Source organism: Micromonospora echinofusca (genome assembly GCF_017614955.1).
Classification (GTDB): domain Bacteria; phylum Actinomycetota; class Actinomycetes; order Mycobacteriales; family Micromonosporaceae; genus Micromonospora; species Micromonospora echinofusca_A.
On sequence record NZ_WVUH01000228.1, the window covers coordinates 1 to 12,090 of the forward strand.

General features: G+C 73.4%; 11 protein-coding genes, 1 pseudogene and 1 riboswitch. Of the genes and pseudogenes, 8 read left to right on the plus strand and 4 right to left on the minus strand.

Annotation, left to right across the window (positions count from 1 at the left end; all coding sequences use genetic code 11):
• A partial coding sequence (locus GSF22_RS22695; protein ID WP_208815757.1) for an NAD(+) diphosphatase occupies positions 1-669 on the minus strand: 669 nt, incomplete at its 3' end.
• A 118-nt stretch (positions 670-787) separates the two neighbouring features.
• Here GSF22_RS22695 and GSF22_RS22700 point away from each other — a divergent pair.
• Positions 788-1,423: an SGNH/GDSL hydrolase family protein gene (locus tag GSF22_RS22700; protein ID WP_307804228.1), complete on the plus strand. Its 636-nt coding sequence runs from the start codon at positions 788-790 to the stop codon at positions 1,421-1,423.
• Between the two features lie 64 nt (positions 1,424-1,487).
• Here GSF22_RS22700 and GSF22_RS22705 read toward each other — a convergent pair whose 3' ends face one another.
• Both GSF22_RS22705 and GSF22_RS22710 read right to left on the minus strand, forming a co-directional pair.
• Complete coding sequence (locus GSF22_RS22705) at positions 1,488-2,750, minus strand: hypothetical protein (protein WP_208815759.1); 1,263 nt, start codon at positions 2,748-2,750, stop codon at positions 1,488-1,490.
• Positions 2,751-2,877: 127 nt separating this feature from the next.
• On the minus strand, positions 2,878-4,902 hold the full coding sequence (locus GSF22_RS22710) for an NACHT domain-containing protein (protein ID WP_208815760.1): 2,025 nt from the start codon (positions 4,900-4,902) through the stop codon (positions 2,878-2,880).
• 185 nt (positions 4,903-5,087) lie between these two features.
• On the opposite strand from GSF22_RS22710, the pseudogene GSF22_RS22715 reads away from it, so the two are divergent.
• Positions 5,088-5,600, plus strand: a pseudogene (locus tag GSF22_RS22715) (hypothetical protein); the annotation flags it as partial.
• Between the two features lie 178 nt (positions 5,601-5,778).
• Here GSF22_RS22715 and GSF22_RS22720 read toward each other — a convergent pair.
• A complete protein-coding gene (locus tag GSF22_RS22720) occupies positions 5,779-6,195 on the minus strand; it encodes a pyridoxamine 5'-phosphate oxidase family protein (protein WP_208815761.1) in 417 nt (138 codons plus the stop codon).
• A 90-nt stretch (positions 6,196-6,285) separates the two neighbouring features.
• Here GSF22_RS22720 and GSF22_RS22725 point away from each other — a divergent pair, with 90 nt between their 5' ends.
• From GSF22_RS22725 to trpA, 6 genes are all read left to right on the plus strand, one after another.
• Complete coding sequence (locus GSF22_RS22725; protein WP_208815762.1) at positions 6,286-7,455, plus strand: acyltransferase family protein; 1,170 nt, start codon at positions 6,286-6,288, stop codon at positions 7,453-7,455.
• Between the two features lie 81 nt (positions 7,456-7,536).
• Positions 7,537-7,986, plus strand: coding sequence for a hypothetical protein (locus GSF22_RS22730; protein ID WP_208815763.1), 450 nt, complete (start codon positions 7,537-7,539; stop codon positions 7,984-7,986).
• A gap of 111 nt (positions 7,987-8,097) precedes the next feature.
• Positions 8,098-8,886 carry a hypothetical protein gene (locus GSF22_RS22735; RefSeq protein ID WP_208815764.1) on the plus strand — a complete coding sequence of 263 codons (789 nt, stop codon included), beginning with the start codon at positions 8,098-8,100 and terminating at the stop codon, positions 8,884-8,886.
• Between the two features lie 56 nt (positions 8,887-8,942).
• The gene (locus GSF22_RS22740) at positions 8,943-9,194 is read left to right on the plus strand and encodes a hypothetical protein (RefSeq protein WP_208815765.1); all 252 of its coding nucleotides are present in this window, start codon (positions 8,943-8,945) and stop codon (positions 9,192-9,194) included.
• Positions 9,195-9,478: 284 nt separating this feature from the next.
• A complete protein-coding gene (gene trpB, locus GSF22_RS22745; protein WP_208815766.1) occupies positions 9,479-10,750 on the plus strand; it encodes a tryptophan synthase subunit beta in 1,272 nt (423 codons plus the stop codon).
• A complete protein-coding gene (gene trpA, locus GSF22_RS22750; RefSeq protein WP_208815767.1) occupies positions 10,747-11,556 on the plus strand; it encodes a tryptophan synthase subunit alpha in 810 nt (269 codons plus the stop codon). The genes trpB and trpA overlap by 4 nt, the downstream gene beginning before the upstream one ends.
• 353 nt (positions 11,557-11,909) lie before the next feature.
• A riboswitch (cyclic di-AMP (ydaO/yuaA leader) is annotated at positions 11,910-12,053 on the plus strand.
• The last annotated feature ends 37 nt before the right edge of the window (positions 12,054-12,090 follow it).

Sequence of the window (12,090 nt, forward strand, 5' to 3'; positions counted from 1 at the left end):
CTCCTCCGCCGCCTCCCGCCGGACCGCCTCCTCCAGGCTCTCCCCGATCTCGACGAAGCCGGCGAGCAGCGAGTAGGCGTCCTCAGCCGACCCGTGGTGCCGGGCGAGCAGGCACCGTCGGGGCGTACCGGCGGACTCGACGAGCATGATGACCGCCGGTTCGATCCGGGGGAAGAGCAACCGGCCGCAGTCCGCCCCCGGGCACGCGCGCAGCGCGCCACCGTCGCGGGGCGCGGTCGGCGCTCCACAGGTACCGCAGAAGGCCTGGTGCCGGTGCCAGTGCAGGATGCCGCGCGCGTACGCCTGTACCGCCGCCTCGGCCGGGTCGAGCCGGCCCACACAGGACCGGACATCCATCGTCCGGTCCGCGCCGGTCAGTGCCACCGCCTGCTCCTCGGCCAGCTCCGACAGGTCCACCGCGAAGACCCCGGTCGTCCCGTCCAGGCCCAGGAAGACCGCCTCCCGGTCGGTGAACCCGGTGCCGGGGCCGGCCACGGTCAGGTGTACCGGTACCGCCGGTTCGCCGGTGACCGGGCAACGGTCCCGCCACACCGGGACGAGCCGGGTGTCCGGCTCGGCGCGGAGCGTGGCGAGGCGGGCCGGATCGGTGCGTACCCCGGCGGCCCGGTCCAGCCGCCCGCCGGTGTAGTCGATCGGTCTCGGTGTCATGCGACTCCTCCTCGCACCGGTCCGGTGTCATCCCGGATCATGGCGCATCCTTGACGCCTTCTTCCGCGCGGCACTACGGTCACGCGCGGCCGGCGGGCGGCCGACGGGAGGCAGGACTGTGATCTTCGAGGCGGGTCAGCGGATCGTCTTCATCGGGGACAGCATCACCGACTGCGGCCGGCGGGACGTCGCCGCGCCGTACGGCTCCGGCTACGTCAGCCTGGTCCGCGCCCTCGTCACCGCCGCCCACCCGCAGACCCGGCTGACCTGGGTCAACCGGGGGATCAGCGGCGACACCGTGCGGGACCTGCGGAAACGGTGGGAGACCGACGCGATCGGCGAACGCCCGGACTGGCTCTGCGTGATGATCGGCATCAACGACGTGTGGCGCGGCTTCACCGGCCGGGAGGACGAAGCGGTGCCGGTCGACGAGTACGAGTCGACGCTGCGGGACCTGCTGACCGGGGCGGTCACCGCCACCGGCTGCCGGTTGGTGCTGGGCGACCCGTACCTCATCGAGCCGGACCGGACCGAACCGCAGCGGGCCATGTCCGACCGGTACGGCGCGGTGGTGCGCCGGCTCGCCGTCGAGTTCGACGCGGTGCACGTACCCACCCAGGAGGCGTTCGACCGGGCCCTGGCGCACACCACTCCGACGGACTGGGCCGACGACCGGGTGCACCCGAACCTGCCCGGTCACGCCCTCCTCGCCCAGGCGTACCTGACCGCGCTGGGCTGGCAGCCGGACGCCTGACGGAGGCGTACCCCCACCCCGCCGGGGTCCGTGGCGACCGGTCCGGCGGGGTGGGAGCGCGGTGTCAGCCGACGGTGATCCGGCCGTCCGACGACCGGACACAGGCCACCGCCCGGTTACCGGTGCTCGCCGCGCCGGTGAGGCACTGGCCGAGTACCCCGTGCCCGGCCACGTTCGGGTGCCAGGACTCCTGGCAGGTCTGGAAGTACGTGCCGCAGGTGTTCGCGATGCGCTGGATGTCCAGCTTGTCGTACCCGGAGAGGCTGGTCACGAAGACCCCGGTCGGCCCGTCCTGGAGCCGGATCGGGGTGGCCAGCGCGCCGGTCGGGCTGGTCGACTGCTCGCAGAGCCGGGCGCCGTCGAAGGCCCGCTGCACGTTCAGGTAGACCAGGTCGTCGCCGGGGAACTCGGCGGACATGGTGGTGTGCACCGACTTCACGATGTTGCCCAGTTCCTGGGAGAAGAAGTGCCCGGGGGCGAGGCTGGCCCGGTGGATGGGGCAGCCGCCCGCGTACCGCTCGGCGCCGAGCGCCCGGAACTTGTCCCGGGTGTCGCTGCGGCTGTCCTCCTCGTGGAACTTGACCTCCAGGTCGAGCGGGAGCGGGTTGGTGTAGTCCTGGAAGACGATCCGGTGCTGCCCGTCGGCGTCGATCTGGTCGAGGGTGGCGAGCAGCTGCCGGACCGCGTTCGTGGTCTCGGTGGTCGCCGCCGCGAGCTGCGCGGAGGTGGCGAGGTCGGTGGTGGTGCAGGGCTCCTGCGGAACGGGGCCACCGAGGTAGGCCCAGAACTCCCACCAGCCGGTCCAGGCGTCGGCGATGAACCGGTTGGCGCACTTCTCGGCCACCGAGCCGAAGGTGAAGGAGCTGTTGTTCGAGCCGAGACCGACGAGTACCAGATCGATGTCGTGGGTCTGGGCCACCGCGCGGAGCTGGTCGAGCTGCGCCTTGACCTGCCGGCCGTTGGTCCGGGCGGCGGAGGCGGCGGCGATGTCGTGCGGCTGGCCGCCGGAGCAGGCCAGGTTGAACCGGGCCTGGATGCCGGGCAGGTCGGCCCGGTGCAGCGAGGCGTTGGCCGAGCGGTGGCAGAAGAACGCGTTGCTGTTCGGGGCGGACCAGCCGGGGAAGGACTGGGCCACCCCGTTGAGGTCGCTCACCGGGGTGTACGACCCGGCGCCTTCGCCGCTGATGAAGCTGTCGCCGAGCGCGACCGCGGCGGTGGGCAGGCTGGCGACCTCGACCAGGGGTTGGGCCGCGACCGGTGGTGCGCCGAGCGCTCCCACGGTGAGGGCCATCGCCGCGACAACCGCGGTACGACGGAACACGGACATCGCTGTCTCCGATCCATCCATGGAAATGTGAAAGTTTCTAATGGATCGTGATCAGACCACGTGTCGGCTCAGAGGTCAACGATCGACCACCCCCGATCGGCTGGTCGACTGCCGGTGCCGGGTCGGCTCAGACCGGGCGGGCCAGGTGCGCCCGGATCCGTTCGTGGCGGAACTCGTACCTGGCGCCGGCCTGGCGCAGTACGCCCCGGGCATGCGCGTCGGCCAGGAACGCCATGGCCGACCAGGGCAGCTCGCCCCGGACCGCCAGGGCGACCCGGGCGACCAGGAACGCACCCCAGGCCCGGCGCAGCACGTTGATCAACGCGAAGCAGGCGGCCGTGACGACCCCGACCACGACGGCCGCCCACGCGCCCTGCCGGGGCCAGAGCAGCCCACCGAGGATCAGGCCGGTGATCGGCCCGGAGGTCAGCGCGGTCAGCAACGTGGTCCGCCGGTCGGCGGCCAGCACTCGCTGCGGTGTCGTCACCCCCGCCGGGTCGACCGGGTCGATGCCCCCGACCAGCAGCACGAACAGCGCCGCGACCACGGTGGCGGTGACCGCGAGCAGGGTCCTGGCCGACGGCGGCAGGTCCCGGTCGTAGCCGAGCGCGGCGACCAGCGGGAACCCGAGCACGATGCCGACCAGCACGGCGACGCCGACCAGCCGGGCGGTGACCGGGCCGCGCAGGTACGGCTCCCTGATGTCCCCCTTGACGTTGAGCAGCAGGGTGAGCCCGAAAGCCACGGCCACCGGACCCGCCGCCGGTGGACCACCGACCGCGTACGCCACGGCCACCGCCGACAGCGAGGCCAGGAACGCCGTGTACAGCGACACGTTGCGCACCCATCCGGGTGGGCAGGCCCCGGCGAGCTGCCACCAGCCGAACTGCCGGAACTCCGAGCCGGCGACCCGGGCCAGGAAGCCGAGCCAGCGACGGGCGGTACGGGCGTCGCGGGGCTGGCCACGCCGTCGTGGCGCGCCGGGGCGCTGCCGGTAGACCGCCGGTACGTACGCGTCCAGCAGGTCGTCGACGAGCTGTCCGGCGGTGCCGGTGTCGGCGGTCAGCCCGGCCGGGTCGACCGCCGGGTCGGCGTAGACCTGCCGTACCAACCCGATCAGCAGGGGCTGGGCCAGCACCGTGGCCACCGGACCGGCGGGCTGCTCGGCGACCCGGGCGCCGACTGCGGACCAACGCCGTCGGGGTGACTGTGGACCGGCGCCGGGCGCCGCTGCGCCCAGGTAGTGCAGCGCCGCGTCCGGGGCGACCGGTTGCAGTTCGACCACGAGGGCGTTGCTCAGACCACGGCTGTTGGCGGTGACCGCGGTGGCGTACTCCTCGGGTCGACTGGTGGCCACCAGCGGCAACCGGGCGCCGGCTTCGTTGAGTGCGCCCAGCACGGCGGAGCGGCCCGCTGCCGGGATCTCGTCCAACCCGTCCAGTACCGGCAGGATCAGTCCGTTGTCGACCAGTTGCCGGGCCAGGGTGTGGTTGCCCCCGGTGGCCAGCTCGACCGTCGCACCGAGGCCCGGATGGTCGTTGGTCAACCGCTCGACGAGCCAGTCGTCCAACGACTGCCGGTCGGCCCGCCAATCCGCCGGGGAGACCAGCACCGGCACGGGTTCACCGGCGGACCGGGCCGCCAGCAGGTCCGCGCAGAGCCGCATGGCGAAGACCGTCTTGCCGGAGCCGGCGGCACCGAGCACCACCAGCCGCCGGGAGGGTACCCGGCTGAAGAACCGCCCCGGGTCGGCGTCCGGATCGACGTCGGGGGTGTCGACGCGTACCCCGCGCATCGCCTTCCTGGCCCGGCGGCTCAGCCGCCAGCCGACCGGCAGGGGCGCCGGATCCTCGACGCCCTGCCTGCGGAGTTCGCCGTCGATCCCGGCCCGGATCACCCCGGCGAGCTGATCGGCGGCCTGGGGCAGGTCGACGGTGCCGACCGCTGCGGCCCGCGCCCGACGGACCGCCCAGACCACCACGCCGCAGCCGGCTACGGTGACCGCGAGCAGGAACGAGAAGCTGCTCGCGTACTGGTCGGCGTTCGCCCGGCCCTGACCGGTCAGGAAGACGGCGGCACCGCCCAGGACGGCGAGGCCGGCCGCAGCCAGAAGGACCGCCAGCAGTACCCGGAACCGCTTCGCTGTCCGCATCGGTAGAGGATGTCGGATCGCCGGGCGGTGGACTGTCGGCCGGAGGACAGCGGTGGTCCTTCCGGGAGCAGTCGGGCCGGCGACCGGTCGACACCCCGGCGACCTGACACCGTCTTTCGCACACCTGTCGGGTAGGTTCGTCTGCTGATCGGCAGAAACCCACCCCGATAGGAGAAGTCCCGCGCATGGGTAAGAAGACCGTCCACGTCTCCGACTTCAGCGGCCAGGTCATCGCGCCCGAGGACGAGGTGGTCAAGATCGTCGTACTCGAACACCCCGACCTGGTCGCCGGGCCGGTACGCCTGGACGCGCGGCCGGTGGAGGTGGAGAGCATCGACGACGCCGCGCTGGACGTCGCGGTGGTGGAGATCCACGACCAGTCCGACGACGAGCCGCGCCGGGTGGTGCTGACCGCCAGCGAGTTCGACTCCCTCGCCACCGACACGCCGATGGCCCAGCTGCTGCGGACCGCCGAGCGGGTCCGACCGGCCAAGTCCACCCGGAAGTCGACCGAGAAGATCGACTACGGGACCCTGGAGTACGCCGGCCGACCGCACCGGGGCCGGGTCACCGACGAGGAGGCCCGGCTGGTCCGTGAGCACCTCGACGAGGTGAACAAGCGGCTCGCCGACGCGGGTCTGCGGCAGATCGACCCGGCCGACCCGGAGCACGCCGCCCGGTACGCCTTCCCGATGGCCGGCGAGCCCACCGTGGCCGGGAATCCCGGCGAGCCCACCGTGGCCGGGCGGGACGTCGTCGCCGCCGGGGCCGTACCACCGTCCGCCTGAGCCGGCTCACCGTCCGGCCGGATGGCCCCGACCACCGGCCGGACGGGCGCCCGCCGCGCGCCCGTCGGCGCTGTGCCGTGCCAGCGGATCAGAGACTGCCGAGGAGCCGGCTGACGGTGATCTCGATGACCACCCGCTCCGGGTTCGGGCGGGGCGGCCGGTACCGGACGGCGTAGCGACGTTCCGCCTCGGCGACGGCTGCCGGGTCGGCCCGGACCACCGCCCGTCCCTCCACGGTCACCCAGCGCCGACCGTCCACCTGGCACACCGCGACCGGCGCGCCCGCCGCCCCGGCCGCCGCGACGTGCCGGGCCTTCCGGGAGCCCGCCGAGGTGATCACCCGGGCCAGGCCGGTCTCCGGGTCGAAGGTGACCCCGACCGGTACGACATGCGGTGACCCGTCCGCCCGCAGGGTGGTGAGGGTGCCGAGGTGCCGCTCCGCGAAGAAGTCGGCCAGCCGTTCGTCCCGCCGGTCCAGCCGGTGGTCGACCCGTCCCTGCCGCATGCCGGCCCCCTTCCACGTCGCCCCGATCATCGCACCCGGACGCGGGCCGGGTGGGCGGTCCCCGCGCCGTTCCGGCTAGGGTGGCCGCCCATGGGCCCGATCCAGTCGCTTCGCCAGAGTCCCGACGAGACGACCGCGGCAGCGGCACCGGTGGGTACCCGCCGCAGCAACCTGCCCTCACTGACCGGTCTGCGGTGGATCGCGGCGATGCTGGTCTTCGGCTTCCACGTGGGGACCATGCGGATCATCGCCGAGCCCGACTACCAGGCCGTGGTCGGCTGGCTGTTCACCCTCGGCCTCTCCGGCGTGCAGTTCTTCTTCGTCCTCAGTGGCTTCGTGCTGGTCTGGTCGGCCCGCCCGGGGGAGCGGCGCCGGGACTTCTGGCGTCGCCGGCTGGCCAAGATCTACCCCAACCACCTGGTGCTCTGGGCGGCCGTCCTGCTCCTCTGGACGTACCTGGCCATCGAGATCAACTGGAAGGTCGCGCTGGCGAACCTCTTCCTGGTCCAGGCCTGGTTCCCGCAGGGCGGCTACTTCTACAGCGTCAACACGGTGAGCTGGTCGCTCTCCTGCGAGCTGTTCTTCTACCTCTGCCTGCCGCTGGTGCTGCCGCTGCTCCGGCGGGTACGCGTCGGGGTGCTGGTCGGCGTCGTCGTCGCCGTGCCGCTGCTCATCCTGGCCCTGTGGCCCGGCCAGGAACTGGTGCCCGAGCAGAGCCGCTGGTGGTTCACCCAGGTGTTCCCGCTGGTCCGGTCGCTGGAGTTCTGGATGGGGGTGGCCGCCGCCGAGCTGATGATCCGGGGCCGGTGGCGCGGCCCGGGTCTGCCGGTGGCCAGCGTCGTCTTCGTGGTGACCTGGGTGGCGGCGAGCACCTGGATCCCGGCCCAGTTCTGGGCCGCCCTGCTGGCGCCGGTGTACGTGCTGGTGATCGCCGCCGCCGCCGACGCCGACGTCCGGGGCAGTTGGTCACCGTGGCGGTCCCGGCGGATGGTCTGGCTCGGTGAGGTCTCCTTCGCGTACTACCTGCTGCACGTGTTCGTGATCTCCACCGTGCTCCAGTTCGCCGGTCGTACCCAGGGTCTGCCGGGCTGGCAGGGGCCGGTCGCCGCGGTCGGCTTCCTGCTGCTCAACCTCCTGCTCGCCGGGTTGCTGCACCGGTTCGTGGAGACGCCGATGATGCGGGTGCTCGCGCCCCGCCGCCGGACCGCGCCCGCCCCACCGTCCGCCCCGGCGCCGGTCCGGGCCGGTGCCGGGAGGTAGCGGCGCCACCATCCACCCGGCATGGCGGTATTTCCATCCCTCACTGTGCGACCGGGTCGCGGTGCGGGGTAGGTTGTACGGGTGATCCCCGTTGCGCCCGTCCGCCCGTCATGGTGGATGGTGTGCCGTTCGGCGCGTCTCGTCGCGGCCCTGGCGCTCGCCTGGGTGATCTTCGCCGTCGGTGCCGGCACCGCACCGTTCCCGGGCGTCAGCAAGGCCGCCGTGCCGTCGGTGGCGGCCGGCTCCCCGGCGTACACCGTGCCGGTCGACGGTGCGGTGGCCGACGGTGCGGTGGCCGACGGAGCGTCCGGAGCGGCCGAGCGTCCGGCGGCGGATCCCGACGACGACCCGACGCTGCCCGACCGGTCTTCCGCGGTCCCGGCAGCGGTCGCGAGGTCGACGGCGACGTCCACCGTTCCGGTCGTGCCGACCGGCGCCCGCTGTGCCGTCGACTCCGGTCCGCGCCCGGTCCGGGGCCAGCGGGCCCCGCCGCTCGGTTGCCCGTCGGCCGACCCCGCCCGGTCGGTCTGACCGCCGCGCGCGCCGCCTGCCGCGGCGCGACCCCGGCCGGCGCCGTGCCCCGCTGCACCTGACGCCCCGGCCGGGTCTCCGAGTCGCGTTGACCAGCCCCGAGGTGTCGAGATGATGCACGCTCTGCTCTACCACTTCCTGCGTGACGTGCCGCAGGCGGTGGCGATCTGGTCGGCCCTGACCGTGCTGGCGATGGTGGTGATCGCCACGCTGGTCGGGCGACGCGGTCCGGTACCGGAGCCACCCCCGGAGCCGGTACCGGAGGCCGCCGGGACGCCCGTCGGCGCGGCCCCGGAGGACCTGCGGCGCTACGCCGGGGAGGTGGCGGTGGCCGCCGACCGGGCCGCCGCCACCGCCCGTCGGCGTCGCGCCGAGTGGCTCGCCGTGCAGGACGCGGTCGAGTCGACCGGGCGTCAACTCGACGAGGCCGACGCCGAGGTGCGTCGCCTGGTCCGGGCCACCGCGTTCGGTGTCCCCCGGACCCCGCGCACCCCGGCCGAGTACGCCGACCGGGAGCGTTTCCTGCACCGGGCGGCGATGGCCGCGTACTGGCGTCGGGAGCTGTCGGTGGCCGAGTTGAGCGACGTCTTCACCCACCGCAACGGCTGGGACCCGCGCCGCCACCCGGTCGAACAGGAACTCGTGCTGCGAACGGTGGTGCGGGACCGGCTGCACGCCCGGCACCGGGCGGCGGTCCAGCGGGAGCGGGACGCGTGGCGGGCGGCGGAACTGTCCGCCGTGGCGGCCCGCAGCCTCCGCGAGGAGGCGTTCGCGGCGGCGGTCCGGGCCCACCGGGCGTACTCCGTGCCGGTACCCGGTCCGGCCCCGGACCGCACCATCACCGCCCCGGTGCGCCGGTGGTGGGCGGGCACCCGGTGGCGTACCGTCCGGGCTGGCTGAGACACTCGTCGTAACCCCGACCACACCCTGGGTAGATGCTCGGCCATAATGGACGGATGGTCGCCTGGGAGTACGCACTGTTGGTCCGTCGTCGCGAGGTCTCCGGACAGGCCTGGCGGCTCACCTACCACTGGTACGGCCCGGACGGGTCGCGCCGGGACGTCACCGACTACGCCGACACGGCCATCGCCCACCTGAACCGGGCCGGGGCCGAGGGCTGGGAGCTGGTCACCGCCGAGGAGGACGTGAACAACCTCCAGGGCAGCACCGAGGTGCACCGCTACCACCTGAAGCGGCAGATCGGTTGACGACGGGGTGACGTGGTGGCGGGACGGGGCAGCCCGTTCCGCCCGGTCCGTTCGGTGTCATCCTCGCCCGGTCGATCCCGGGCCATCCGGTCTCGGTACGATCCGGTGGTGCGTCACCCACGCGCGCCAGGCGGCCCAGGGCGGCAGGACCCCGCCAGCCGGGGCCGGCGGAGCGCGGCGGCCGACCCGGGCCGCCGGCGGTTCCCCGACGGGAGCGGCCCTGCCGTGCCCGTGCCGCCCACCGGGAGCGAGTCGCCGAACGACCAGCCAGTGATGAGGACCGCGTGACCCAGACCTCGGACAATCCCGTCTCCGCGGCGTCGACGCCGCTCTCCGCCCAGTCCGGTCCCTACTTCGGGCGGTTCGGTGGCCGGTTCGTACCGGAGGCCCTGGTCGCGGCCCTTGAGGAGTTGGACGCCGCCTACCGGGCCGCGATCGTCGACCCCGCCTTCACCGCCCGGCTCGCGGAACTGCACCGGACCTACTCGGGGCGGCCGAGCATCCTCACTGAGGTGCCCCGGTTCGCCCGGCATGCCGGCGGCGCGCGGATCATCCTCAAGCGTGAGGACCTGAACCACACCGGCTCGCACAAGATCAACAACGTGCTCGGTCAGGCCCTGCTCACCGTGCAGATGGGCAAGAGCCGGGTGATCGCCGAGACCGGCGCCGGCCAGCACGGCGTGGCCACCGCCACCGCCGCCGCCCTGCTCGGCCTGGAAGCCGTGATCTACATGGGCGAGGAGGACACCCGCCGGCAGGCGCTCAACGTCGCCCGGATGCGGCTGCTCGGCGCCGAGGTCATCCCGGTGACCGCCGGGTCGCGCACCCTCAAGGACGCGATGAACGAGGCGATGCGGGACTGGGTGACCAACGTCGCGGACACCCACTACCTGATCGGTACGGTGGCCGGTCCGCACCCGTTCCCGTCCATGGTCGGCGACTTCCAGCGGATCATCGGCGAGGAGGCCCGCCAACAGGTGCTCGACCTCGTCGGCCGGCTGCCCGACGTGGTCTGCGCCTGCGTCGGCGGCGGCTCCAACGCGATCGGCATCTTCCACGCGTTCCTCGACGACGACGGCGTCGACCTGCTCGGCCTGGAAGCCGGCGGGGACGGCGTGGAGACCGGTCGGCACGCCGCCTCGATCACCGGCGGCGGCTCCGGCGTCCTGCACGGCAGCCGCAGCCTCATCCTCCAGGACGCCGACGGCCAGACCATCGAGAGCCACTCCATCTCCGCCGGCCTCGACTACCCGGGCGTCGGCCCGGCCCACGCCTGGCTGCACGACATCGGCCGGGGGCGGTACGAACCGGTCACCGACGCCGAGGCGATGGAGGCGTTCCTCCTGCTCTGCCGCACCGAGGGCATCATCCCGGCGATCGAGAGTTCCCACGCGCTCGCCGGCGCGATCCGGGAGGGCCGCCGGCTCGGCCCGGACGGTGTGATCCTGGTCAGCCTGTCCGGCCGGGGTGACAAGGACGTCGACACGGCCAGCCGGTACTTCGGGCTGCTGGACGACAACGGTGCGGCAGTGGTGAGAGAGGAACAGGCCAAGTGAGCGTCCGCGACACCATCGAGCAGGCCCGTGCCGAGGGCCGGGCCGCCCTGATCGGCTACCTGCCGGTCGGGTTCCCCGACGTGGAGACCTCGGTCGCGGCGATGCGCGCCATGGTCGCCGCCGGGGTGGACATCGTCGAGGTCGGGATCCCGTACTCCGACCCGCTGATGGACGGCCCGGTGATCCAGCGGGCCACCGAGATCGCGTTGGCCGGCGGTACCCGTACCGCCGACGCCCTCACCGCCGTACGCGGGGTCGTCGACGAGGGCGCACCGGCGCTGGTCATGACGTACTGGAACCTGATCGACCGGTACGGGGTCGACCGGTTCGCCGCCGACCTGGCCGCCGCGGGCGGGTCCGGTCTGATCACCCCCGACCTGATCCCCGACGAGGGCGCGCAGTGGCGGGCCGCCTCCGACGCCCACGAACTGGACCGGGTGTACCTGGTCGCGCCGAGTTCGACCCCGGAACGGATCGCGATGACCGTCGCCGAGTCGCGGGGCTTCGTCTACGCGGCCTCCCTGATGGGGGTCACCGGTGAGCGGGGTGCGGTCGGTTCCGGCGCCCGGGACCTGGTCTCCCGGGTACGCGCGGCCGGGGACCTGCCGGTCTGCGTCGGGCTCGGGGTCAGCAACGGGGCGCAGGCCGCCCAGGTGGCCGCCTTCGCCGACGGGGTGATCGTCGGGTCCGCCTTCGTCCGCGCGATGCTGGACGCCCCGGACCGACGCGCCGCCGTCGAGGCGGTCGCCGCCGTCGCTGCGGATCTCGCCGCCGGGGTCCGGTCGGCCCAGCCCGCCGTCGCCTGACTGTCGCACCCCACCGGCCGCCGTCGCCTGACTGTCGCACCCCACCGGCCCTCGGTAGCTCCGGCTGCCGGGGGCCGGTGTCGTTCCGGCGACGCCCGTTGGCCGTGCCGTCCCCGGGGACGGGGTGTTAACAGGGGGCCCTTCCTCTACCGAAAGCGATAAGAAGGGGCCCTTCCTTACGGTTGTGCACCTTCGGGTCCGCCCGTGCCCACTGATCCCCGTCACGGTCACAATGCGTCACCAGATGTCGGCCGGGCTGATGTTTTACCAGGTCAGAGGGGTTGGCAGCAGGGGAACCGGCCAGTAGTGTCGGCCCGGTCCGGTGTGGTTGCCGGTCGCCGAGGGGCGACGCTGCGCCGGACCCGCTGAGTCGTGTACGCACGAGCCGGGGACCCACCGCACTCTGGGGTGAATCCGTGGAGCACAACGCTCACGGTAGGGCCAGACTTCCCGCCCGAACCCGTCAGCTAACCCGGTAGGCGGCATCGGAAGGAGTTTGTACCGTGCAGCACCACCCCCCGCCGCTTTCCGGCC

Coding starts and splice junctions, on each gene's coding strand:
- GSF22_RS22705 (WP_208815759.1), bottom strand. CDS start 2,750: ATGTCCGTGTTCCGTCGTACCGCGGTTGTCGCGGCGATGGCCCTCACC.
- GSF22_RS22710 (WP_208815760.1), bottom strand. CDS start 4,902: ATGCGGACAGCGAAGCGGTTCCGGGTACTGCTGGCGGTCCTTCTGGCT.
- GSF22_RS22720 (WP_208815761.1), bottom strand. CDS start 6,195: ATGCGGCAGGGACGGGTCGACCACCGGCTGGACCGGCGGGACGAACGG.
- GSF22_RS22725 (WP_208815762.1), top strand. CDS start 6,286: ATGGGCCCGATCCAGTCGCTTCGCCAGAGTCCCGACGAGACGACCGCG.
- GSF22_RS22735 (WP_208815764.1), top strand. CDS start 8,098: ATGATGCACGCTCTGCTCTACCACTTCCTGCGTGACGTGCCGCAGGCG.
- GSF22_RS22740 (WP_208815765.1), top strand. CDS start 8,943: ATGGTCGCCTGGGAGTACGCACTGTTGGTCCGTCGTCGCGAGGTCTCC.